This window comes from Mesorhizobium sp. J428 (genome assembly GCF_024699925.1).
In the GTDB taxonomy this organism is placed as follows: domain Bacteria; phylum Pseudomonadota; class Alphaproteobacteria; order Rhizobiales; family Rhizobiaceae; genus Mesorhizobium_A.
This window is the reverse complement of record NZ_JAJOMX010000001.1, coordinates 4,739,453-4,761,509: the sequence shown is the minus strand read 5'-3', so window position 1 is coordinate 4,761,509 and position 22,057 is coordinate 4,739,453. Positions and strand designations below refer to the sequence as shown.

At 64.8% G+C, this 22,057-nt stretch carries 20 protein-coding genes, 2 tRNA genes and 2 pseudogenes; 4 read left to right on the top strand and 20 right to left on the bottom strand.

What is annotated here, in order from left to right:
• Positions 1-2: 2 nt before the first annotated feature.
• The 16 genes and pseudogenes from nuoL to LRS09_RS23870 form a co-directional block, all read right to left on the bottom strand.
• A pseudogene (nuoL, locus tag LRS09_RS23945) lies at positions 3-2,020 on the bottom strand (NADH-quinone oxidoreductase subunit L).
• A gap of 7 nt (positions 2,021-2,027) precedes the next feature.
• The gene (gene nuoK, locus LRS09_RS23940) at positions 2,028-2,336 is read right to left on the bottom strand and encodes an NADH-quinone oxidoreductase subunit NuoK (RefSeq protein WP_257809519.1); all 309 of its coding nucleotides are present in this window, start codon (positions 2,334-2,336) and stop codon (positions 2,028-2,030) included.
• Complete coding sequence (locus tag LRS09_RS23935; protein WP_257809518.1) at positions 2,336-2,956, bottom strand: NADH-quinone oxidoreductase subunit J; 621 nt, start codon at positions 2,954-2,956, stop codon at positions 2,336-2,338. The genes nuoK and LRS09_RS23935 overlap by 1 nt, the downstream gene beginning before the upstream one ends.
• A gap of 127 nt (positions 2,957-3,083) precedes the next feature.
• Positions 3,084-3,575 carry an NADH-quinone oxidoreductase subunit NuoI gene (nuoI, locus tag LRS09_RS23930; RefSeq protein WP_257809517.1) on the bottom strand — a complete coding sequence of 164 codons (492 nt, stop codon included), beginning with the start codon at positions 3,573-3,575 and terminating at the stop codon, positions 3,084-3,086.
• 2 nt (positions 3,576-3,577) lie between these two features.
• On the bottom strand, positions 3,578-3,769 hold the full coding sequence (locus LRS09_RS23925) for a hypothetical protein (protein WP_257809516.1): 192 nt from the start codon (positions 3,767-3,769) through the stop codon (positions 3,578-3,580).
• The gene (gene nuoH / locus LRS09_RS23920; protein WP_257809515.1) at positions 3,769-4,812 is read right to left on the bottom strand and encodes an NADH-quinone oxidoreductase subunit NuoH; all 1,044 of its coding nucleotides are present in this window, start codon (positions 4,810-4,812) and stop codon (positions 3,769-3,771) included. The genes LRS09_RS23925 and nuoH overlap by 1 nt, the downstream gene beginning before the upstream one ends.
• Before the next feature lie 10 nt (positions 4,813-4,822).
• A complete protein-coding gene (nuoG, locus tag LRS09_RS23915) occupies positions 4,823-6,904 on the bottom strand; it encodes an NADH-quinone oxidoreductase subunit NuoG (RefSeq protein ID WP_257809514.1) in 2,082 nt (693 codons plus the stop codon).
• Positions 6,904-7,125 (bottom strand): pentapeptide repeat-containing protein, encoded by a 222-nt coding sequence (locus LRS09_RS23910; protein WP_257809513.1) that lies wholly within the window; start codon positions 7,123-7,125, stop codon positions 6,904-6,906. Before LRS09_RS23910 ends, nuoG begins: the two co-directional genes overlap by 1 nt.
• Positions 7,122-7,832, bottom strand: a complete 711-nt coding sequence (locus LRS09_RS23905) for an NADH-ubiquinone dehydrogenase (RefSeq protein ID WP_257809512.1) — start codon at positions 7,830-7,832, stop codon at positions 7,122-7,124. Before LRS09_RS23905 ends, LRS09_RS23910 begins: the two co-directional genes overlap by 4 nt.
• Positions 7,833-7,899: 67 nt before the next feature.
• Positions 7,900-9,201 carry an NADH-quinone oxidoreductase subunit NuoF gene (gene nuoF / locus LRS09_RS23900; protein WP_257809511.1) on the bottom strand — a complete coding sequence of 434 codons (1,302 nt, stop codon included), beginning with the start codon at positions 9,199-9,201 and terminating at the stop codon, positions 7,900-7,902.
• Positions 9,202-9,211: 10 nt separating this feature from the next.
• Entirely contained in the window at positions 9,212-10,441 is a 1,230-nt protein-coding gene (locus LRS09_RS23895; RefSeq protein ID WP_257809510.1) for an NADH-quinone oxidoreductase subunit E, read from the bottom strand.
• A gap of 1 nt (position 10,442) precedes the next feature.
• Entirely contained in the window at positions 10,443-11,633 is a 1,191-nt protein-coding gene (locus LRS09_RS23890; RefSeq protein WP_257809509.1) for an NADH-quinone oxidoreductase subunit D, read from the bottom strand.
• A gap of 10 nt (positions 11,634-11,643) precedes the next feature.
• A pseudogene (locus LRS09_RS23885) lies at positions 11,644-12,250 on the bottom strand (NADH-quinone oxidoreductase subunit C).
• A 79-nt stretch (positions 12,251-12,329) separates the two neighbouring features.
• Positions 12,330-12,911, bottom strand: a complete 582-nt coding sequence (locus LRS09_RS23880; protein WP_257809508.1) for an NADH-quinone oxidoreductase subunit B family protein — start codon at positions 12,909-12,911, stop codon at positions 12,330-12,332.
• Entirely contained in the window at positions 12,902-13,267 is a 366-nt protein-coding gene (locus LRS09_RS23875; RefSeq protein WP_085465347.1) for an NADH-quinone oxidoreductase subunit A, read from the bottom strand. The genes LRS09_RS23880 and LRS09_RS23875 overlap by 10 nt, the downstream gene beginning before the upstream one ends.
• Positions 13,268-13,614: 347 nt before the next feature.
• Positions 13,615-13,691 (bottom strand) — tRNA-Asp (locus tag LRS09_RS23870).
• Positions 13,692-13,891: 200 nt separating this feature from the next.
• Here LRS09_RS23870 and LRS09_RS23865 point away from each other — a divergent pair.
• The 4 genes from LRS09_RS23865 (at position 13,892) to LRS09_RS23850 (ending at position 16,000) form a co-directional block, all read left to right on the top strand.
• Positions 13,892-13,967, top strand: a tRNA-Val gene (locus LRS09_RS23865).
• Positions 13,968-14,102: 135 nt separating this feature from the next.
• A complete protein-coding gene (locus tag LRS09_RS23860; RefSeq protein ID WP_257809507.1) occupies positions 14,103-15,407 on the top strand; it encodes a TadE/TadG family type IV pilus assembly protein in 1,305 nt (434 codons plus the stop codon).
• Positions 15,408-15,433: 26 nt separating this feature from the next.
• Positions 15,434-15,631 carry a hypothetical protein gene (locus tag LRS09_RS23855; protein ID WP_257809506.1) on the top strand — a complete coding sequence of 66 codons (198 nt, stop codon included), beginning with the start codon at positions 15,434-15,436 and terminating at the stop codon, positions 15,629-15,631.
• A gap of 102 nt (positions 15,632-15,733) precedes the next feature.
• Positions 15,734-16,000, top strand: a complete 267-nt coding sequence (locus LRS09_RS23850; RefSeq protein WP_257809505.1) for a YARHG domain-containing protein — start codon at positions 15,734-15,736, stop codon at positions 15,998-16,000.
• Positions 16,001-16,012: 12 nt separating this feature from the next.
• Here the strand turns inward: LRS09_RS23850 and LRS09_RS23845 are convergent, their stop codons facing one another.
• From LRS09_RS23845 to LRS09_RS23830, 4 genes are all read right to left on the bottom strand, one after another.
• On the bottom strand, positions 16,013-17,290 hold the full coding sequence (locus tag LRS09_RS23845) for a tetratricopeptide repeat protein (RefSeq protein ID WP_257809504.1): 1,278 nt from the start codon (positions 17,288-17,290) through the stop codon (positions 16,013-16,015).
• Positions 17,260-17,766, bottom strand: coding sequence for a hypothetical protein (locus LRS09_RS23840; protein ID WP_257809503.1), 507 nt, complete (start codon positions 17,764-17,766; stop codon positions 17,260-17,262). Before LRS09_RS23840 ends, LRS09_RS23845 begins: the two co-directional genes overlap by 31 nt.
• Positions 17,706-18,794, bottom strand: coding sequence for a tetratricopeptide repeat protein (locus tag LRS09_RS23835; RefSeq protein WP_257809502.1), 1,089 nt, complete (start codon positions 18,792-18,794; stop codon positions 17,706-17,708). Before LRS09_RS23835 ends, LRS09_RS23840 begins: the two co-directional genes overlap by 61 nt.
• Before the next feature lie 103 nt (positions 18,795-18,897).
• A complete protein-coding gene (locus tag LRS09_RS23830; RefSeq protein ID WP_257809501.1) occupies positions 18,898-21,978 on the bottom strand; it encodes an FG-GAP-like repeat-containing protein in 3,081 nt (1,026 codons plus the stop codon).
• Positions 21,979-22,057: the final 79 nt, after the last annotated feature.

The window sequence follows — 22,057 nt, the reverse complement described above, 5'->3', positions numbered from 1 at the left end:
GTCTAGAAACTGCTCCCGAGCATCATCCAGGTGACGAGCGCCGCGACGCCGATCAGCATGGCGAAGGCGTAGTGATAGAGGTAGCCGGACTGTAGCTTGACCACCCGGTTGGTGACGTCGACGACACGGGCCGACACGCCGTCTGGTCCGAAGCCGTCGATGACGTAGCCGTCGCCCTTCTTCCACAGGAAGTGACCGAGGCGCTTGGCCGGGCGCACGAACAGGAAGTCGTAGAGCTCGTCGAAATACCACTTGTTGAGCAGGAAGGCGTAGAGGCCGCGATGCTGCTCCGCGAGCGCCTTCGGCGTCTCCGGCGAGCGGATGTAGAAATACCAGGCGGTGACGAGGCCGAGCAGCATTGCCACGAAGGGCGCGAGCTTCACCCACACCGGCACGGAGTGGAAGTCGTGCAGGATATGGTTGTCGGGCAGCGTGAACAGCGCCGCCTTCCAGAAGTGCTCATAGCCCTCGCCGATGAAGAACTCGTGGAAGAGCACGCCAGCGAACAGGGCGCCGACCGCCAGGATGAACAGCGGCGCGAGCATGACCATCGGCGATTCGTGCACGTGGTGCATGACGTCGGCCGAGGCGCGCGGCTTGCCGTGGAAGGTCATGAAGATCAGGCGCCAGGAATAGAAAGAGGTGAACATCGCGGCCACGACCAGCAGCGTAAAGGCGATCGGCGCGATCACGTTGTGGCCGACGAACGCGCCCTCGATGATGGCGTCCTTCGAGAAGAAGCCGGCCGTGCCGATGATGGTGCCGGGGATGCCGACGCCGGTCAGGGCGATCGTGCCGATCACCATCATCCAGTAGGTGGTCGGGATGTGTTTCCTCAGACCGCCCATCTTGCGCATGTCCTGCTCGTCGGAGACGGCGTGGATCACCGAGCCGGAGCCGAGGAACAGCAGCGCCTTGAAGAAGGCGTGCGTGAACAGATGGAAGATCGCCGCGGAATAGAAGCCGAGGCCGAGTGCCACGAACATGTAGCCGAGCTGCGAGCAGGTCGAATAGGCGATGACGCGCTTGATGTCATTCTGCACGAGGCCGACCGTGGCGGCGAAGATCGCGGTGATCGCGCCGACCAGGGTGACGACGATCAGCGCCGTATGCGACAGCTCGAACAGCGGCGACATGCGGGCGACCAGGAACACGCCGGCCGTCACCATCGTCGCGGCGTGGATCAGCGCCGACACGGGCGTCGGGCCTTCCATCGCGTCCGGCAGCCAGGTGTGCAGCGGCACCTGCGCCGACTTGCCCATGGCGCCCATGAACAGCAGCAGGCAGGTCACGGTCAGCGCGGCGGTCTTGTCGAGATGGTAGCCGAGGAAGGTCAGCACCGTCTCGCCATGTGCCGCGGCCGCCTCGGCACCCGCAGCGGCCTCGCCATGGCCGGCGGCCGGAATGAAGGAGGCCGTGTTGTTGAAGATCGTGTCAAAATTGACAGAGCCGAACAGGATGTAGACGCCGAAGATGCCGAGGATGAAGCCGAAGTCGCCGACGCGGTTGACGACGAAGGCCTTGATCGCGGCGGCACTTGCGGACGGCTTTTGTACCAGAAGCCGATGAGCAGATACGAGGCGAGGCCGACGCCCTCCCAGCCGAAGAACATCTGCACCAGGTTGTCCGACGTCACCAGCATCAGCATGGCGAAGGTGAACAGCGACAGGTAGGCGAAGAAGCGCGGCCGATGCGGGTCGTGGTGCATGTAGCCGATCGAATAGATGTGCACGAGTGCGGAGACCGTCGTCACGACGATCAGCATCACCACCGTCAGCGTGTCGACGCGGAACGCCCAGTCCACGTCCATCGCGCCGACCTGGATGAAGGTGAGCACCGGCACGGTGAAGGCCTGGCCGTCGCCCAGGGCGACCGAGAAGAACGCGATCCAAGACAGGGCGGCCGCGATCACCAGGAAGCCCGACGTGATGTATTCCGACGCCGCGGAACCGATCGCACGGCCACCAAGGCCGGCGATCAGGAAGCCGATGAGCGGAAGGAAGACGATGGCGTGATACATGGCTTCCTCAGCCCTTCATCATGTTGACGTCTTCCACCGCGATCGAGCCGCGGTTGCGGAAGAAGACGACGAGAATGGCAAGCCCGATCGCGGCCTCCGCCGCCGCGACGGTGAGCACGAACAGCGCGAAGACCTGGCCGACGAGGTCGCCGAGCGCAGCCGAGAACGCGACGAAGTTCAGGTTGACGGCCAGAAGGATCAGTTCGACCGACATCAGGATGACGATGACGTTCTTCCGGTTGAGGAAGATGCCGAACACGCCGAGCGTGAACAGGATCGCCGAGACGGTCAAAAAATGCGCGATGCCGATTTCCATCAGATGCCCTTCCCCGTCTCGACCTTCTTCACCTCGATCGCAGTCGCCGGCGTGCGCGCGACCTGCGCGGCGATCGACTGGCGCCTGACGCCCGTCTTGTGGCGCAGGGTCAGCACGATGGCACCGACCATGGCGACCAGCAGCACGAGGCCCGCAATCTGGAAGTGGAAGAAGTAGTCCGTGTAGAGAATATCGCCGAGCGCGGCCGTGTTGCTGCGGGCGGCAAGATCCGGCGTCGGCTGCGCGACCGTCGAGGCGAGTTGCGGCGCAAACGCGTAGCCGCCCACGACGACGATCAGCTCCGCCGCCAGGATCAGGCCGACCAGCGCGCCGATCGGTGCATATTGCAGTGCGCCCTGCTTCAGTTCCGCGAAATCGACGTCGAGCATCATGACGACGAACAGGAACAGCACCGCCACCGCGCCGACATAGACGACGAGCAGGATCATGCCGAGGAATTCCGCGCCGGTGAGCAGGAACAGCGCCGCCGCGTTGAAGAAGGTCAGGATCAGGTAGAGCACCGAATGAACGGGGTTGCGGGCCGATATGACCATGAACCCCGCCGCGACCGCGACGAAGGCGAAGAGGTAGAAAAATACCGCTTCAAGTCCTGACAGCATGGGTTGCCCCCGGTTCGTACTGCGGCGTCCACGCGGACGCTCATTCCGTTCTCTGGCGACTCCCGGATACCCCCGACCCGGAATTCGCGCGTTCCTTAGACGAGGCGCTTCGCCCCGTCCATCGCCCTCAGCGGTAAGGCGAATCCAACTCGATGTTGCGCGCGATCTCGCGCTCCCATCGGTCGCCGTTGGCGAGCAGCCGCTCCTTGTCGTAGTAGAGCTCCTCGCGCGTCTCGGTCGCGAATTCGAAGTTCGGCCCCTCGACGATCGCGTCCACCGGACAGGCTTCCTGGCAGAGGCCGCAATAGATGCACTTCACCATGTCGATGTCGTAGCGCACCGTGCGGCGCGTGCCGTCGTTGCGGCGCGGGCCGGCCTCGATGGTGATCGCCTGCGCCGGGCATATCGCCTCGCACAGCTTGCAGGCGATGCAGCGCTCCTCGCCGTTCGGATAACGGCGCAGCGCGTGCTCGCCGCGGAAGCGCGGCGATAGCGGTCCCTTCTCGTGCGGATAGTTGATCGTTTCCTTGGCGCGGAAGAACTGGCGCATGGCAAGGAAGAACGCGCTGACGAAATCCTGCAGCAACAGCGACTTGGCGGCTTGGGCTAGCGCTGACATCTCTATTCTCCAAACACGTAGGGGCCGACGAACCAGCCCACGAGCGGCAGCAACACGAACTGGCTGGCAGCCGTGACGTTGAGCACCCGCTTGGTTTCATCCAGATCGACGCGACCGGCCAGCATCCGCAGGACGACGAAATCCGCCGCTGCGATCACAAGTCCAGCCAGGGCGCCGATGAGCGAGCCTGACATCACGCCAGCCCCGTGAACTTCAGAAACGCCGCCGTGGCGATGACCATGAACAGCGAGATCGGCAGGAACACCTTCCAGCCCAGCCGCATCAGCTGGTCGTAGCGGTAGCGCGGCACGATGGTCTTCACGATCGAGAAGAAGAAGAAGCCGAGCAGGACCTTCAGCACGAACCAGACGATGCCCGGCACCCAGGTGAAGGGTGCGAAGTCGAACGGAGGCAGCCATCCGCCGAGGAACATGATCGCGCCGAGGCAGCACAGCAGCACGATCGCGACATATTCCGACAGCATGAACAGCAGGTACGGCGTCGACGAATATTCGACCATGTGGCCGGCCACGAGCTCGGATTCCGCCTCGACCAGGTCGAAGGGCGGACGGTTCGTCTCTGCCAGCGCCGAAATGTAGAAGATCACGAACATCGGGAACAGGCCGAGCCAATGCCAGTCGAGGAAGCTGTTGGGCAGGCCGAGATGCGTGCCGAGACCGTCCTTCTGCGACAGGACGACATCGGACAGGTTGAGCGAGCCGACGCAGAGCAGCACCGCGACGATGACGAAGCCGATCGAGACTTCGTAAGACACCATCTGCGCCGCAGAGCGCAGCGCGCCCATGAACGGATATTTCGAGTTCGACGCCCAGCCGGCCATGATGACGCCGTAGACCTCGAGCGACGAGATCGCGAAGATGAAGAGGATGCCGACATTGATGTTGGCGATCACCCAGCCCTCGTCGAACGGGATCACGGCATAGGTCGCGAGCGCCAGCACGGTCGAGACGAGCGGGGCCAGAAGGAAGATCGCCTTGTTGGCGCCGTCCGGAATGACCGGCTCCTTGAAGACGAATTTCAGCAGGTCCGCGAAGGACTGCAGCAGTCCCCACGGACCGACGACGTTCGGACCGCGACGCAGCATCACGGCGGCCCAGATCTTGCGGTCGGCATAGAGGATGAAGGCGATCGCGACCAGCAGGACGACGATCAGCACGACCGACTGGAGAAGGATCCAGAGCGCCGGGACGACGTAGATTGAGAAGAAGCTGTCCATCGTCCCTGCCCTATTCGGCCGCCTGGCGGAAACCGTTCTGCGCGAGGGCCGAGCATTCAGCCATCACGGCCGAGGCCCGCGCGATCGGGTTCGTCAGATAGAAGTCCTTGACCGTCGAGGCAAATGGCGCGCGGCCGGCTTCCCCACCCGCCTGCGCCAGCCGCGACAGGCCCTCTGTGTCCGTCGCTGCGATCTCGTCGATCTCTGCGAAATGCGGGAAGTCCGCATGGAGCTTCGCGCGCAGCTGCGGCAGCGAGTCGAACGGCAGCCGCTTGCCAAGCACGTCCGACAGCGCGCGCAGGATGGCCCAGTCTTCCTTCGCCTCGCCCGGTGCGAAGCCGGCGCGATTCGCGACCTGCACGCGGCCCTCGGTGTTGACGTAGGTGCCCGACTTCTCGGTGTAGGCCGCACCCGGCAGGATGACGTCGGCGCGGTGTGCGCCCGCGTCGCCATGCGTGCCGATATAGACCGTGAAGGCGGTGCCGATGCGGTTCATGTCGATCTCGTCCGCGCCGAGCAGGAACAACACGTCCATCGCGCCCATCATGCCGGCGACGTCCTTGCCGCCCGCGCCCGGCACTAGGCCGAGATCGAGGCCGCCGACGCGGGAAGCCGCCGTGTGCAGCACGCCGAAGCCGTTCCAGTCCTCGCGCACGGCATTGACCGACGCGGCGAGCTTCGCTGCCAGCGACAGGACGGCAGCCCCGCCCTCGCCCGAAATCGCACCCTGGCCGAGCAGTATGATCGGGTTCTTCGCCTGCCGGAACGCGGTCATGAACTTGCCGCGGCCCGTAGCGAGATCCTTCAGCGTCTCCGCACCTGCGCCGAGGCGCTCATAGTCATAGCGCGTGTCACCGATGTCGCCGACGACGCCGATCGGGAAGTTGCCCATCCGCCAGCGCTTGCGGATGCGGGCGTTGAGGACGGAGGCCTCGTAGCGCGGATTGGCGCCGATGATCAGCAGCGCGTCGGCCTGCTCGATGCCCTCGATGGTCGGATTGAACACATAGCTCGCGCGGCCAAAGGCCGGGTCGAGTGCGGCGCCGTCCTGGCGGCAATCGACGTTCGGCGAGCCGAGCGAGGCCATCAGGAGCTTCAGCGCATACATTTCCTCGACGGCGGCGAGGTCACCGGCAATCGCGCCGATCTTCTCGCCCGAGGTCTTCGACACCGCGTCCTTGATCGCCGCGAAGGCTTCCGGCCAGCTTGCCGGCGTCAGCCGGCCGCCCTTGCGGACATAGGGCCGGTCGAGGCGCTGGGTGCGCAGGCCGTCCCAGATGAAGCGGGTCTTGTCGGAGATCCACTCCTCGTTCACCTCTTCGTTGATGCGCGGCATGATGCGCATCACCTCGCGGCCCCGTGTATCGACGCGGATCGCCGAGCCGACCGCGTCCATGACGTCGATCGATTCCGTCTTCGACAGCTCCCACGGACGGGCCTGGAAGGCATAGGGCCTAGACGTCAGCGCGCCGACGGGGCAGAGGTCGATGACATTGCCCTGCAGCTCGGAGGTCATCGCCTGTTCGAGATAGGTGGTTATCTCGGCGTCCTCGCCGCGGCCGATCAGGCCGAGCTCCGAGATTCCAGCCACTTCCGTCGTGAACCTCACGCACCGCGTGCAGTGGATGCAGCGGTTCATGATCGTCTTGACCAGCGGGCCGATATACTTGTCCTCAACCGCGCGCTTGTTCTCGTGATAGCGCGAGGAATCGACGCCAAAAGCCATCGCCTGGTCCTGCAGGTCACATTCGCCGCCCTGGTCGCAGATCGGGCAATCGAGCGGATGGTTGATCAGCAGGAACTCCATCACGCCTTCGCGGGCCTTCTTGACCATCGGCGTGTTGGTGAACATCTCCGGCGCTTCGCCGTTCGGGCCCGGACGCAGGTCGCGTACGCCCATGGCGCAGGACGCCGTCGGCTTCGGCGGACCACCCTTCACCTCGACCAGGCACATGCGACAGTTGCCCGCGATCGACAGACGCTCATGGAAGCAGAAGCGCGGCACTTCCGCGCCGGCCGCCTCCGCCGCCTGCAGCAGCGTATAGTGGTCGGGGCACTCGATCTCTTTCCCGTCGACCTTGAGCTTTGCCATCACTTGCCCCCGGCAGCCTTCGCCGCTTCGTATGTTTCGAGGAGTTCGGTCACGAGGATGCCGTTGATCCGAAGCCCCGCGATGCAGGACTCCTCAATCGCGGCGTCCTGCAACTTGACATTGTGAAACCGCGCGCCCGTCAGGTTCACATCGTCGAAGACCGACCCCGTCATGTCGAAATCGACCGCGTCCAGGCGGTCACGTCCGGCGGCAAGCCTCATGCCTTGCCTCCCTTGACCAGCGCCCTCGCCTGCCCGACCCAGTCGTCGCGGCCGATCCGGCCTTTGAAGCCGAGCTTGTCCTCGATCGACTCGATCTCCGAGGCGGTCAGCGCCGCGACCTGCGCATAGGTGCGGATGCCAAGCCCGTTGAGCACGGTTTCAAGCTTGGGACCGATGCCGCCGATCGCCTTCAGGTCGTCCGCCGCCTTGGCGCGGGCCCTTGCAACCGGCTTCACCGCCGTCGGAGCCGGCGCAACGGCTTTGGCCGGCGGCGCTGCCCGATGCTTCGGCGCCTTCGCTACCTTTGCAGCACGTTCGGCCTTCGAGACGAACTTCACCACCTTGTCGCCGGCATCCGTCGCAGCCGCCTTTGCATCTGCGATGACGGCTTCCGCGGTCGCCTTGGCGCGCAGGCTGGCGGGCTTGGCTTCGTCGGACGGGTTCGCGGCCGCTTCGCGCTCGCCGGCGTGGGCAATCTCATGGCCCGCCCGCATCGCAGTCGAAACGGCGGTCAGCCAGAAGCCGAAGGCCTGCGTCGCCATACCAAAGCCGAGCGCGGAGAGCGCCGCCGCGCCCGCGATCGGCTGCGCCATCAGGCGGGCCGCATTCTCGAACTCTCTCGGCATCATGTCGGAAACCTGCTGCTTCAGCTTCACGACGTCGTCCGCATCGGGCAGACGACCGCCAGGGAGGGCGTCATTCGTCATCGATCGCTCCTTTCCTTCTGTCATCGCTTGCCCCTTTCACCCGGCACGCGGCCGGAAGCTCTTGTTCTTACTCGGCCGCCATCAGCGGCTGCGCCTGATGCGCATTGCGCGTGAACTCGTCGATGCGCCGCTCGATCTCCGGGCGGAAGTTGCGGATAAGGCCCTGGATCGGCCAGGCCGCCGCGTCGCCCAGCGCGCAGATCGTGTGGCCTTCCACCTGCTTGGTGACGTCGAGCAGCATGTCGATCTCGCGCTTCTGCGCCTGGCCGACGACCAGACGCTCCATCACGCGCCACATCCAGCCGGTGCCCTCGCGGCACGGCGTGCACTGGCCGCAGCTCTCGTGCTTGAAGAAGTAGGACAGCCGCGCGATCGCCTTCACGATGTCGGTCGACTTGTCCATCACGATAACGGCCGCCGTGCCGAACGAGGACTTGCGCTCGCGCAGGCCGTCGAAATCCATCGGGCAGTCAATGATGTCCTCGGCCTTGACCACCGGGCACGACGCCCCGCCGGGGATGACCGCCAGCAGATTGTCCCAGCCGCCGCGGATACCGCCGCCATGCTTTTCCACCAGCTCGCGGAAGGAGATGCCCATCTCCTCCTCGACCGTGCAGGGCGTGTTGACGTGGCCGACGAGCATGAAAAGCTTCGTGCCGACATTGTTCGGACGGCCGATGGACGAGAACCAAGCCGCGCCACGGCGCAGGATGGTCGGCGCGACCGCGATCGACTCGACATTGTTCACCGTCGTCGGGCAGCCGTAGAGCCCCATGTTCGCCGGGAATGGCGGCTTGAGGCGCGGCTGGCCCTTCTTGCCTTCGAGGCTCTCCAGCAGCGCCGTCTCCTCGCCGCAGATATAGGCGCCGGCGCCGTGATGGACGTAGACGTCGAAATCGTAGCCGTTCTTGTTGCCCTTGCCGATCAGGCCGGCCTCATAGGCCTCGTCGATCGCCCGCTGCAGCGCCTCGCGCTCGCGGATGAACTCGCCGCGCACATAGATGTAAGCCGCGATCGCGCCCATGGCGAAACCGGCGATCAGGCAACCCTCGACCAGCGTGTGCGGGTCGTTGCGCAGGATTTCGCGGTCCTTGCAGGTGCCGGGCTCGGATTCGTCGGCGTTGACGACCAGATAGGACGGGCGACCATCGCTCACCTTCGGCATGAACGACCATTTGAGGCCGGTCGGGAAGCCGGCGCCGCCGCGGCCGCGCAGGCCGGACGCCTTCATCTCGTTGATGATCCAGTCGCGGCCCTTGTCGATGATGCCCTTGGTGCCGTCCCAGGCACCGCGCGACATCGCCCCCTTCAGCGACTTGTCGAAGCGGCCGTAGATGTTGGTGAAGATGCGGTCTTTGTCCTGAAGCATGCTCTATCCCTCAGACCGGCTTCTTGCCGAAGACGCGGATGTATTCGGCGACACCGCCCTTGGCGAGCGCTTTGGCCTGCTTGACCCAGTCGTCGCGCTCGATCCGCCCCTTGAAGTTCAGGTAGCCGTCGACCCATTCGCGCTCCGCCTTCTTCCACGAGGCGACCTGCGCGAAGGTGTAGATGCCGAGCGAGTGCAGGATGCCCTCGATCCTGGGTCCGACTCCGGAGATCAGCTTGAGGTCGTCGAGCGTGGACGGCTTCTCGATGCCGGCCGGCCGGTTCTTGTCCGTCAGCGAGGGCTTGGCCGACGATTTGACGGACGCTTCGGGCGCCTTGTAGGCGGAGACGGGTTCGGCCTTCGCGGCCTTGCCGTTGCGCTGCTTGACGGTCTTCTCGACCGCCGGCTCCGCGAGGTTCGCGGCCGTGGCGGAAACCGCCGGCGCGACGCTCTTGGTCTGTTCGGCGGCCGGAGCCACCTTCACCTTGGACGGCGACTTGATTGCCGGGTTGGTTTCGGGCGCGTCCGTCTTCGGCTTGGCCGCATTCGACGGTGCGACGGTCTCAGCACCAGGCGCGGTTGTCGCAGCCGCCTTCGCCTCGCGGTCGCGAGTCGACTTCAGGACAGCCTTCTCGTCCTTCAGCGTGGTGAAACCGCCCTGGGGCGCGGAATAGAAGCGGTCGATCTGCGGGCCCGGCGTGACGGTGTCGCCCTTGCCGGCCTCGAAGGCATCGATGATCTCGGCCAGCCGTTCCGGCGTCAGGTCCTCGTAGGTGTCCTTGAAGATCATCACCATCGGCGCGTTCACGCAGGCGCCGAGGCACTCCACCTCCTCCCACGACAGCGTGCCGTCGGCATTGGTGTGAAACTGCTCGTGATGGATCTTGGAACGGCAGACGTCCATCAGTTCCTCGGAGCCGCGCAGCATGCAGGGCGTCGTGCCACAGACCTGCACGTGGGCGCGAGTGCCAACCGGCTTCAACTGGAACTGGGTATAGAAGGTCGCAACCTCGAGCACGCGGATGTAGGGCATGCCCAACTTGTCGGCGACATGCTCGATCGCGGCACGCGTGACCCAGCCTTCCTGCTCCTGCGCAAGCATCAGCAGCGGGATGACGGCCGACTGCTCGCGGCCCTCGGGGTATTTAGCGATCCAGGTCTTTACCTCCGCGGCCTTCGCCTTGGAGAAGGCGAACGCGGCTGGCTGGAGGGCTGGCTCGGCGAGACGGCGGACGGACATTTCAGCGATCGACCTCACCAAACACGATATCGAGCGAACCCAGCACCGCCGTGACGTCGGCGAGCAGGTGACCACGGCACAGGAAATCCATCGCCTGCAGATGCGCGAAGCCGGGCGCGCGCAGTTTGCAGCGATACGGCTTGTTGGTGCCGTCGGAGACGAGATAGACGCCGAACTCGCCCTTCGGCGCCTCGACGGCGGCGTAGACCTCGCCGGCCGGCACGCGATAGCCCTCGGTATAGAGCTTGAAGTGGTGGATGAGCGCCTCCATCGAGCGCTTCATCGCCTGGCGCTTCGGCGGCACGATCTTGCCGTCGGTGTTCGACACCGGCCCGACCTTCTCCTTGCCGAGCAGCAGGTCGACGCACTGGCGCATGATCTTGGCCGACTGGCGCATCTCCTCCATACGGATGAGATAGCGGTCGTAGCAGTCGCCGTTCTTGCCGATCGGGATGTCGAACTCCATTTCGGAGTAGCACTCGTAGGGCTGCGACTTGCGCAGGTCCCACGCGGCGCCCGAGCCGCGCACCATCACGCCGGAGAAACCCCAGGCCCAGGCGTCTTCCAGCGACACCACACCGATGTCGACATTGCGCTGCTTGAAGATGCGGTTTTCGGTGAGCAGAGCGTCGAGATCGTCGATCGACTTGAGGAACGGATCGATCCACTTGCCGATGTCCTCGATCAGCTTCTCGGGCAAGTCCTGATGCACGCCGCCCGGCCGGAAATAGGCTGCGTGCATGCGCGAGCCGGAGGCGCGCTCGTAGAACACCATCAGCTTCTCGCGCTCGACGAAGCCCCACAGCGGCGGTGTCAGCGCGCCGACGTCCATGGCCTGCGTCGTCACGTTGAGGATGTGCGACATGATCCGGCCGATCTCGGAATAGAGAACGCGGATGATCTGGCCGCGCTTCGGCACCTCGATGCCGAGCAGACGCTCGGTGGCGAGCGCGAAGGCGTGTTCCTGGTTCATCGGCGCGCAATAGTCGAGCCGGTCGAGATAGGGCACCGCCTGCAGGTAGGTCTTCGCCTCGATCAGTTTCTCGGTGCCGCGGTGCAGCAGGCCGATATGCGGATCGACGCGGTCGACCACCTCGCCATCGAGTTCGAGCACGAGGCGCAGCACGCCGTGCGCGGCCGGATGCTGCGGACCGAAGTTGATGTTGAAGTTGCGGACGGCGGTTTCGGCCATTTTGCCAACCTCAGTTCGGCTTCGCCTTCTCGTCCCCGGGCAGGACGTAATCCGTCCCTTCCCAAGGCGAGAGGAAATCGAAATTGCGGAATTCCTGCTTGAGCTCGACCGGCTCGTAGACGACGCGCTTCACCTCGTCGTCGTAGCGAACCTCGACGAAGCCGGTGAGCGGGAAATCCTTGCGCAGCGGGTGCCCCTCGAAACCGTAGTCGGTGAGCAGACGGCGCAGGTCCGGATGTCCGGTGAACAGGACGCCGTAGAGATCGTAGGTCTCGCGTTCGTACCCAGTCGGCGCCGGGGTAGACGGCGGTCGCGGACGGCACCAGCGTCTCCTCGTCGGCCTCGACCTTGACGCGGATGCGCTGGTTCTGACGCGGCGACAGCAGATGGTAGACGACGTCGAAACGACGCTGTCGCGAAGGATAGTCGGCGCCGCAGATATCGATGATCGAGATGAACTGGCACTGCACGTCGCGCTTGAGGAAATTGAGCACGTCGATGATGTCGTCCGGAGCGACGGTGACCGTCAGCTCGCCGTACGCGACGACAGCCTTTTCGATGTCGTCGCCGAGCTTTTCCTTCAGATAGGCCGCGAGGTCGTTCAGCGCTTCGCTCATCTGTCCGTTTCCAGTTCACCGGACACCGCGCGTGCCCGGCCGTTGTCGACGCCGGCCGGGAATCGGCCGGCATCGTTCCTCATCTTTCGATCGTGCCCGTGCGGCGGATCTTCTTCTGCAGGAGAAGGATGCCGTAGAGCAGCGCTTCCGCGGTCGGCGGGCAGCCCGGAATGTAGATGTCCACCGGCACCACGCGATCGCAGCCGCGCACCACGGAATAGGAATAGTGATAGTAGCCGCCGCCATTGGCGCAGGAGCCCATCGAGATGACGTAGCGCGGCTCTGGCATCTGGTCGTAGACCTTGCGCAGCGCCGGCGCCATCTTGTTGGTGAGCGTGCCGGCCACGATCATGATGTCGGACTGGCGCGGGGAAGCGCGCGGCGCCACGCCGAAGCGCTCACTGTCGTAGCGCGGCATGGAGGTGTGGATCATCTCCACCGCGCAGCAGGCCAGGCCGAAGGTCATGAACATCAGCGAGCCGGTGCGGGCCCAGGTGATCAGCGCCTCGGACGACGTGACGAGGAAGCCCTTGTCGGCCAGCTCGGCATTGATCTCGGTGAAGAAGCGGTCGTCATGCCCGATCGGCTTGCCGGTGGCAGGATCAAGGATCCCCTTTGGCTTCGGCGCGACGAGCGTTCCGGTCGAATCGTTCAATCCCATTCGAGCGCTCCCTTCTTCCATTCATAGATGAAGCCGATCGTCAGCACGCCCAGGAAGACCATCATCGACCAGAAGCCGAGCATGCCGATCTCGCCGAACGACACGGCCCAGGGGAACAGGAACGCCACTTCGAGGTCGAAGATGATGAACAGGATCGACACCAGATAGAAGCGCACGTCGAACTTCATGCGCGCGTCGTCGAAAGCGTTGAAGCCGCACTCATACGCCGAGAGCTTCTCGGGGTCCGGGTTGCGGTAGGCCACCAGGAACGGCGCAACGATCAGCGCGACGCCGATCAGGAGCGCGACGCCCATGAAGATGACGATCGGCAGATAGGAACTCAGGAGTGCATCCATGACGTGCCTTGTGGGTCTTTCTGATACGGTCGACCCTAGCATGGTTTCAGGTCGTTCGTACGCGACAGATTGGCCGCCCGCGCGACCAGCTCCAACGCTTGCTGCAATGCGGCGAGGGTTATCCCAGCGGCGGATGCGGTGCAAGCCAAACATTGGCCTCAATCGGCCGGATTCCCGCTTTCGGCTTCAACGGATTGTGCGCGATTTTGTCACTGTCTCGTGATCGTGCTGGCGCTTCCGTCGACGGAGACGACTACCCGGACACAACCCCGCATTTCGCAGGTGCGAACAGATACCTAGAGGTGTCTCGCCACCCTGTCGGGAATTGGAATCACGTAAAGAAAAAATGGCGCGAGTGACGGGGCTCGAACCCGCGACCTCCGGCGTGACAGGCCGGCACTCTAACCGACTGAGCTACACCCGCGCTTGCGACATGGAGCCGTGGGCCCCGTGTCGATGGCGCGGAATTAAGGGGTTCGTTCCGGGCTGTCAAGCTGCCCTGCGCCGGTTTTGCCGGCTCTTTCGCATGCCCGTGCGAAAGGCCGCGGAAAAGGGCGATTGCGCCGTCATCCGGCTGCTTTTTCCTTGCACCTGAAAGGCCGACCGCCTAAATCCGCGCGTCAGGGGCGATTAGCTCAGTTGGTAGAGCGCTTCGTTTACACCGAAGATGTCGGCGGTTCGAGCCCGTCATCGCCCACCACTCCCCCTATCGTCGTTTGAAGGCGCAGCAGCATTTTTGGCACGCTACGCGGGCGAGTCGAGCGCAGTGCGCGGCCGTGAACCCGTTATTGAGGTTTCTCTGCGATTTTCGCCCGACCAATGGGTTGGGGCACTCATGATCTTCTATCGCTTTCTCGCATCCGAGCGTGGCAATTTCGGCATGATGTTCGCGCTTGCCGCGCCGGTGTTCCTTGGCGCCATCGGGCTCGCCATCGACATCACCACGCTGGCCAGCGCGCGCTCGCACATGCAGTCGGCGCTTGACGCAGCCGTGCTCGCCGCATCCCGGCTGGACGATACGAGCGAAGCACGGGACGACCTGTTTCAGGCCTTCCTCGCGGCCAACCTCGCCAATATGAACAGCATCGAGAACGCCGACGGAGATCTGAGCGTCGACAAGGGCCTCAATTACATCCGCACGGATGCGACGCTGACGGCCGATGTCAAGCTCATGCTGCTGCGCGGCCCCGTCCAGCGCCTGTCCGTCAACGCCTCCGCATATGAGTCGACCAACGAGCTCGAAGTGGCGCTGGTCCTCGACAACACCGGCTCGATGGGCGCCACGAACATGGCCGCCCTGCGCTCCGCCGCCACCGATCTCGTCAATATCCTGGAGAATGCGAGCTCCTCGAATCGCAAGGTGCGGGCTGCCCTCGTCCCCTTCGTCGCGCAGGTCAACGTGAAAGGCGAAGGATACAGCGAGAGCTGGATCGACGTGAATGGCAAGGCTCCCTACAACGGCGCCAATTTCGACAAGAACGGCAACAAGAACTACAACCATCTCGACCTGTTCAAGCACCTGAAGGTGGACTGGAAGGGCTGCGTCGAGGCGAGGCCGGCGCCCTACAATCTCGACGACACCGCACCCGACCCCAAAACGCCAGCGACGCTCTTCGTGCCGTCCTTCGCGCCGGACAATCCGGGTGCCGCCGCCAAGTCGCCGAACTCTTCGAGCGCCTGGAACAACTCCTACCTCGCGGACAGCTTCACCTCGTCCGACAAGTCGAAGGTGAAGGACGTGGCGCGCTACCTCTCGGCTGCGACCGCACGCTATATCGAGGACAAGCCGCCGCGCAGCACCGGCCCCAACTATGCCTGCGCTACGCCGATCACCCCGTTGACCGACGATTTCACCAAGCTCAAGGCTTCCATCAGCGCAATGACCTACTGGGAAGGCGGCGGCATACGAACGTCTCGGAGGGTTTGGCCTGGGGCATGCGCGTGCTCTCTCCCAGCGAGCCCTACACGCAGGGGAAACCGTTCAAGCAGGAAAGCGTGTCGAAGGTCGTCGTGGTGTTCACCGATGGCGAGAACACGGTGTTCGGGGCAAGCAGCCAGAGCTTCAACACGTCGGACTACGGTGCCTACAGCTTCCTCGATTCCGGCCGCTTCGGCACCACCAACCGCTCGACGGCGCTAACAAACGTCAACACCTGGACCTCGTCGATGTGCACCGCGCTGAAGAACCAGGACGTGCAAATCTTCACCGTGCTTCTGGGCGCCGACACCGCCGCCAACCGAACGCTCTACTCCGCCTGCGCGTCGAGCCCGTCGAACTACTACCCGACCAGCAATGTCAGCCAGCTCAAGGTCGCATTCCAGAAGATCGGCAACGCCATCGCCCAGCTGTCGCTGACGCAGTGAACCGGTGAGGAGCACGGCCTCCGATCACGATTGACGAGGACCGCCCGGACGGCGCAGATGTTGCCCCCGGGGCGCCATCGATTTCGGCTTGGGGATTCATCCATGCGCAGACTTTCACTTCATCTGCTGGCAACATCGCTGCTTGTCTTCACCGCGCAGAGCGCCTTCGCGGACAGCTGCTACGATCTCTGGTACGAGCGCAACGCGATCTATGACGACAACGGCTATTGCTTCAGGACGGCGCTCGGCAAACGGGTGTTCGACAACAGCGACTGCTACACCAACGATCCGAGCTTCACGAAGGCCGAGCAGCGGCGGATCGACCAGATCCGGCGGCAGGAAAAGCGTCTGGGCTGCAAGGTGAACTGAGGTCCGCGACCGCTACTTGCGGATCGCCTGCCATCTGCTCTCGACGAGTTCGCGCGCTTCGGCGAGCTGTGCCGGTGTCATGGTGGCGCCGACGCGGTCGCGCAGCATGGCTGCCTCGGCAAGCCCGGCGGCGGCGGCGAGGTTGAGCCACATATATCCGACCACGTAATCCTGCGGCACGCCGCGGCCGCGGATGTGGAGAAGGCCGAGATTGGCCATCGCCGCCGGCAGACCCAGTCCGGCGGCCTTTTCGAACCATCCAGCTGCCCGACCCGCGCCGCCCCCCTGTGTCTCGTCCATTGCCTCGACATAGCCCACCAGGAACATCGCGATCGGGTCGCCGCTTCCGGCCGCCGCGGCGAAATCTTCGGCGCGTGCTTTCGTCATGTCGAGCGGCTGGAGCCGCGCGTCATAAAGCAATCCGCTCTCCGATACGGCGTCGGTGGCGCTGTCGCCACCGGTGCGTCCGGCCTGCGCGTAAAGCTCCCTGGCTTTCGCCTCGTCGCGGTCGATGCCGAAACCGTTTTCGTACATGACGCCAAGATTGTACATCGCCTGGGACTGGCCCTGCGCAGCCGCCTTGCGGAAGAGTTCGACGGCCTCCTCATAATCCTGCGGCACGCCCTCGCCACGGGCAAGCATCAGGCCGAGATTGTTGCGGGCGCGCGCATCGCCAGCATCGGCCGCTTCGCCGAAGAGCCGTGCCGCCTGGGCCAAGTCCTTCGGGACGCCTGCGCCCTGCTGATAGGCGAGGCCGAGGCTGGTCTTCGCGGGCGCATGACCTTGCGCAGCCGCGGCTTCGAACCAGCGTACGGCCTCCTGCCTGTCCTGCGCGCCCATGCCCGCATCGTCGAGAAGGATGCCGAGATCGTATTGGTGGACTGGATCGCCCTTTTCCGCCGCGCGCCTCATCCAGCGCGCGGCGGCCGCAGTATCCCGTTCCACCCCCAGGCCCTGCGCATGGAGGCGGCCGAGCAGGTTCTGGGCGCGGGCGTCGTCCTTCTCGGCGGCTCTCGCGATCCACCGGGCCGCCGTGGTAAAATCCTGCGGCACGCCGATCCCGTCGAGATGGGTCCTGCCGAGCAGATATTCGGCGGAGGCATCGCCCGCTTTCGCGAGCGGCTCGATGATCCGTATCGCCGCCATCACCTCGCCGGCGTCGAGGAGGGCCGCCGCGCGCTCGACCGTTTCCGCGCGGGCGGGAAATGCTGTGACCAAGGCAAGCAGGAGCACGGCCGCCGCGAACGGCCCTGCCCGCCTCAGCCGCCGTCGCGCGCCTTGGCGGTCCATTCCCGTGCCTTTTTCTGCGCGTCCGCGATCTGCTCGCGCGTCATCAGCTTCGACAGATTATCGCGCAGCTTGACGGCATCCTCGTTGCCGTCGGTCGCGGCGATGTTGGCCCACTGGTGCGCGGCGACATAATCCTGGTCCACCCCTTCGCCGGCCGCATACTTCCTGGCGAGCGCCAGTTGCGCCAGACCGTCTCCAGCTCCGGCCGCCTCGAGATAGAGCGCGACCGCCCGCGCATCGCCGGCGGCGTCCTTGGTCTCCGAGTCGACGAGTTCCGCCAGCCTCGATTTTGCCGCGGCCGAGCCGCCGGCCTTGGCTTCCAGCCATGAGCGCGCCGCCGCGTCGCCGCCCTTTGCCGCGAGCGCGACCCACAGCGCGGCGTCTGCCTCCTGGAGTCTGGCCCGTTCGCCGACGATCAGCGCGACGAGCCTGGCGAGCGCGTTGCGGTCCCCGCCGAGCGCACCCTTGCGTACCACTCCGCCGCCTTCTCATCGCTCTTCTCCACGCCTCTGCCCGCCTCGTAGAGCGCGCCGAGTGCCGTGGCGGATCGAGCCAGCCCCTTTTCGGCCGCCTTGCCGTAGGCCTCCGCCGCGCGCTGGTCGTCCTGCGGAACGCCCTTGCCGGAATAATACATGTAGCCGAGATTGCTCAGCGCGCCCGCGTCGCCGGCATCCGCGGCCTTCCTGGTCCATTCATAGGCAAGCGCGTAGTCGGGCTTGCCGTCGATGCCGGCGAGATAGATCGCGCCGAGGTCGCGCTGCGCTGCCGGCATGCCCTGTTCGGCGGCCTTGCGATACCATTCGCGCGCCTTCGCCTTGTCCTTCTCGATGCCGGTGCCCGCCATCAGATTGCCCGCCAGCGTGTACTGGGCGCTGGCGAGCCCGCTCTCGGCGGCGAGCTCGAACCATTTGCGCGCTTCCTTCGCGTCCTTCGTGGCGCCCTCGCCAGTGGCGTAGATCGTGCCGAGCTTGAACTGGGCCTCCGCATTGCCCGCACGGGCGGCCGACATGATCCATGTCAGCCCTGCGACCTCGTTCTTCTCGATGCCCGCGCCGACGAGATACATCTGGCCGACATAGAGCTGCGCCAAGGTGTTCCCCTTCTCCGCGGCGAGTTTGAACAGGCGCGCCGCCTCGGTCTCGCTTCGCTCGACGCCCGATCCCTGAATATGGAAGACACCGAGTTGCAGCAGCGCGGCCGGCTCGCCCTGATCGGCCGCCTTGCGGAACCAGCCGGCCGCCGCGTTCAGGTCCTTTTCGGTGCCCTGCCCAAGCGCGGTCATGTAGCCCAGCCGATACTGGGCAAGCGCATCGCCGGCTTCCGCGAGCACGCGCACGATCTGGATCGCCTTGTCGTAGTCGCCAGCCGCGTAAGCGGCTTCCGAGTCCGCCATAGTCGGCGCAGCCTGAGACACGGCAGCCTGCTGCGCCAGCACCGGGAACGGCAGCGCGACGGCGGTCAGGACGAGCAATGCGACGCCGACGGCGCTTCGGATGGACTTCATTCGGTTCCTCTCGAGCCGGGTTGCGGCTCACCACACCGGCTATATCCGCTCACGGCCAGACGATCCATGCCGGCATCGCAAACTGTTTCACCGCCAGGAGGTCTCAGCGCGTCGCCGTCCCCTCGCGGGCGATGCGATAGAGCGCGCCGGTGTGGAGACCGCCGTCGAGCACCGTCGTCTCGCCCGTGGACCAGTGGACTTTCGCGCTTTCGATGCGCCGGGCCTCGCCGGCGCCGAAATGCAGCACCGGCGCGTCGAACGACATGAAGCCGCCGCCGCTCTGCAATTCGCGCATCTGGGTCAGGCCGTCGGCCGTGCCGATCTCGATGCGGTTGCCGATGCCGTAGCGATTGCCGACGCTGTCGCGGAATTCGAAGGCGATCGAATTGCCCTCGGCCGAACCGTTGATATAGGCCATCGGCGGGCCGTTCACCGGCACGGTGATGAAGTCCTGGTCGCCATCATTGTCGAGATCGATCGCCACTGCGGCGGCGGTGATCAGGTAATCCTCCATGCCGGCGGCGACCGTCTCCTCCTTGAACTTCCCGGTGCCGTCGTTGACGAAGAGGATCTTCGACGGACTGATCTCGTTCGGGATCCACGTGCCGTTCAGCACATAGATGTCCTTCCAGCCGTCATTGTCCACATCCTCGACCTTCACGTCCCAGGTCCACCCCCCGATCTCGACGCCGGCCGGCACGGCGTGCTCCTCGTACGTGCCGTCGGCCTTTGGCGACAGGAGCACGTTGCGGCGCTGGATCTGCGGGATCGCTTCGTCGAACTCGGCCTGCACCGGCTGCCGGATCGGCCGGAAATGGATTTCGCAAAGCTGGCGCGCCCTCACCTGCGCCATGGCAATAAGGTCGCATATCGAGGGATCCTTGCTCTGGATGGCAAGGTCCTTCACCAGCATCGCCCGGCATTCCGAGCGGTCCGGTTCGTCCAATTGGGCACAGCGCGAGGCATTGGACGGGTCGAAACTGTGGCCGGACTTGTACCACTCCTTGATCGCCATGTTCTTCCGGCAGATCGCCTTGTCGCTCTCGCGCCCGATGCCGGCGCAGTAGAGTTCAAGCGGCTGGGTCCTGAGCTTGGTAGCAATGCCCGACGAGCGCCCGGCGATCTGGCCGACATAAATGTCCTGCCGGCCGGTATTGGCGAGGTCGGCGGTCTTGAACGCCATGGTCGTCTGCGTCGTCATCGGGATGACATTATCCTGGCGGCGGATCGGCCTGAACGCGCCGGTGCCGTCGCCGAGAGAAAAGATATCGGGCATCTCGAAGTCGTTGCCCTCGAGAAGATCAAGTTTGCCGTCGAGGTTCAAGTCGGTGAGCAGGATCGAAAGCGTCTCGCCCGGCGGGCCGGCAAGCTCCGAGAAGGCGGAACCGTCCAGCACACCGCCCTTGTTGAAGACGACGCGGTTCGTCGCCTCGGTACCGGGGATGCGTCGATACCAGCCCGCCGCCCAATTGCCCAGGGCGACGTCAAGATAGCCGTCTCGGTCGACGTCGCCGAAGCTGGCCGCGAGCGTCAGGACGGCGTCGTCGCGGTTTGCGACCTGCGACAGGTTTGCCGCCGCGAACGATCCACCCGTGTTGCGCAGCACATAGTTGCCTTGCCGGAACGTGGTGAAGAACAGGTCGAGCCAGCCGTCATTGTCCATGTCAACGAAGGCGACGTTGAAGACCGGCATCTTGGCGATCTCGCCGATGTCGAAGGCGGCCTTTTCGAATGTTCCGCCGGCATTCCGGTAGAAATGGACTCCCGCGAGAGTGGACGCGATGGCGATGTCCTGCCAGCCGTCATTGTCCCAGTCGCCGGCAGTAATGCCCCGCCCCTCCCAGAAGGGCGGCCACATGTCGCCGAAGGAGAACTCGACCGGCTGGTCGATGCCGAGCTTCCACGCTTCCGTCTTGGCGAAACGCTTTTCGCTCGGGGCCGAGCGCGGCTCGAAGGCGCGGCGCGAGACGGTGATCGTGTTGGCGCCGTCTGCGAGGCTGCGCACCTCTTCGGGCTCCGCGGCCTGTGCCGAGGAGACGAGACGGATCTCGAAGGAGGTGAGGATCTCCAGTGCCCGGCTCTGGAGATAGTGATGGTAGTAGTGAACCCCTATTCCGGCCAGCGTGCCGATGGCGACGATGGTGCCCGCGAGCAGCGAGGCGGCGCGGAGCGAGATCGCGCCGGCGACGATGAAGAAGGAGTAGACCGAAAAGATACCCAGCGTGAACAGCAGCGTCATCACCAGGCCGACATCCATGCCGCCGCCGAGCAACGCGCCCGACACGACGACGTCGAAGCCGATCGGCACCGGCAGGAAGGTGCCGAGCAGCGCGGCGAGGAAGACGGTGACGAAGCCGAAGCTGAGGCCGGAGAAGGTTTCCGGCGGCACGAGAGTCGCCACCACCGCGCCGAGGAAGCCGGCCAGCAGCATCAGCGGCAGCGTGCGGGAGACGATGAACCACAGGCTCTTCGCGAAATCCCAGGCGAAACGCCATATCGACTGGAAGAGGTTCTCGGTCGTTCCCGCTTGAGCAGGCTTGGGCATGCGCAGGAATTTCTCCGGCGCAGACGACACCTTGAGCTGGTTCTCCGGCAGGAAGCGGCAGATGACGGGCACCGCCACGAGGATCACGAAGATGCTCAGAGCCACCTTCAGCACGCCGACATAGAAGGGCATCAGCGAAAAGATCATCGTCAGCACGACGACGTTGAGCGTCGGCGAGGCGATCATGGCAGACAGCGTCGCCTCGGCGCGCGCCCCTCCGGAATAGAGCGCCTTGGCGATGGGCGCCGCGCAGTTGACGCACACGCCGAGCGGCGCGCCCACTCCCATGCCGAGCAGAGAGTTAGCGAAGCGGCCCTTGAAAGAATGTTGGCGCACATAGCCCATCAGGGTGAGGAAGGCGGCGCCGAACAGGATGCCGAAGGTCATTCCCTTGCGATTGGTCTCGATCCAGTTCAGCGTCGAATAGCCGATCCGCTGCATGGTGGTGTATTCAGGCTTCAGCGGATATTTTGCCTCAAAGCTCAGCGGATCCTCGAGCTGGATCGCACCGCTCATCATCGCTTTCTCGTTCAGCGAGGGGTAGCGCGACTGGGTCCAGAACTGGATCGCGAGCAGCGCGACCAGTATCAGGCTCAGGACGAAGCGCTTCTCATACGGCCGGATAACGAACGAGCCCATCCTGCCCCCCAACGGCTTGGTCTTCCTGCGCGCAAATGCTATCCAAGCTTACGCAACGACACAACGGTCGCGCGGGCTG

What these genes read in the sequence shown, in the direction of transcription:
- LRS09_RS23935 (WP_257809518.1), bottom strand. Translation starts at nt 2,956, where the DNA reads ATGCTGTCAGGACTTGAAGCGGTATTTTTCTACCTCTTCGCCTTCGTC.
- LRS09_RS23895 (WP_257809510.1), bottom strand. Translation starts at nt 10,441, where the DNA reads ATGTCCGTCCGCCGTCTCGCCGAGCCAGCCCTCCAGCCAGCCGCGTTC.
- LRS09_RS23925 (WP_257809516.1), bottom strand. Translation starts at nt 3,769, where the DNA reads ATGTCAGGCTCGCTCATCGGCGCCCTGGCTGGACTTGTGATCGCAGCG.
- LRS09_RS23875 (WP_085465347.1), bottom strand. Translation starts at nt 13,267, where the DNA reads ATGGATGCACTCCTGAGTTCCTATCTGCCGATCGTCATCTTCATGGGC.
- nuoK (WP_257809519.1), bottom strand. Translation starts at nt 2,336, where the DNA reads ATGGAAATCGGCATCGCGCATTTTTTGACCGTCTCGGCGATCCTGTTC.
- LRS09_RS23850 (WP_257809505.1), top strand. Translation starts at nt 15,734, where the DNA reads ATGCGCAGACTTTCACTTCATCTGCTGGCAACATCGCTGCTTGTCTTC.
- LRS09_RS23835 (WP_257809502.1), bottom strand. Translation starts at nt 18,794, where the DNA reads ATGAAGTCCATCCGAAGCGCCGTCGGCGTCGCATTGCTCGTCCTGACC.
- nuoH (WP_257809515.1), bottom strand. Translation starts at nt 4,812, where the DNA reads ATGGACAGCTTCTTCTCAATCTACGTCGTCCCGGCGCTCTGGATCCTT.
- LRS09_RS23860 (WP_257809507.1), top strand. Translation starts at nt 14,103, where the DNA reads ATGATCTTCTATCGCTTTCTCGCATCCGAGCGTGGCAATTTCGGCATG.
- nuoI (WP_257809517.1), bottom strand. Translation starts at nt 3,575, where the DNA reads ATGTCAGCGCTAGCCCAAGCCGCCAAGTCGCTGTTGCTGCAGGATTTC.
- nuoF (WP_257809511.1), bottom strand. Translation starts at nt 9,201, where the DNA reads ATGCTTCAGGACAAAGACCGCATCTTCACCAACATCTACGGCCGCTTC.
- LRS09_RS23880 (WP_257809508.1), bottom strand. Translation starts at nt 12,911, where the DNA reads ATGGGATTGAACGATTCGACCGGAACGCTCGTCGCGCCGAAGCCAAAG.
- LRS09_RS23855 (WP_257809506.1), top strand. Translation starts at nt 15,434, where the DNA reads ATGTGCACCGCGCTGAAGAACCAGGACGTGCAAATCTTCACCGTGCTT.
- LRS09_RS23890 (WP_257809509.1), bottom strand. Translation starts at nt 11,633, where the DNA reads ATGGCCGAAACCGCCGTCCGCAACTTCAACATCAACTTCGGTCCGCAG.
- LRS09_RS23905 (WP_257809512.1), bottom strand. Translation starts at nt 7,832, where the DNA reads ATGACGAATGACGCCCTCCCTGGCGGTCGTCTGCCCGATGCGGACGAC.
- nuoG (WP_257809514.1), bottom strand. Translation starts at nt 6,904, where the DNA reads ATGGCAAAGCTCAAGGTCGACGGGAAAGAGATCGAGTGCCCCGACCAC.
- LRS09_RS23830 (WP_257809501.1), bottom strand. Translation starts at nt 21,978, where the DNA reads ATGGGCTCGTTCGTTATCCGGCCGTATGAGAAGCGCTTCGTCCTGAGC.
- LRS09_RS23845 (WP_257809504.1), bottom strand. Translation starts at nt 17,290, where the DNA reads ATGGACCGCCAAGGCGCGCGACGGCGGCTGAGGCGGGCAGGGCCGTTC.
- LRS09_RS23910 (WP_257809513.1), bottom strand. Translation starts at nt 7,125, where the DNA reads ATGAGGCTTGCCGCCGGACGTGACCGCCTGGACGCGGTCGATTTCGAC.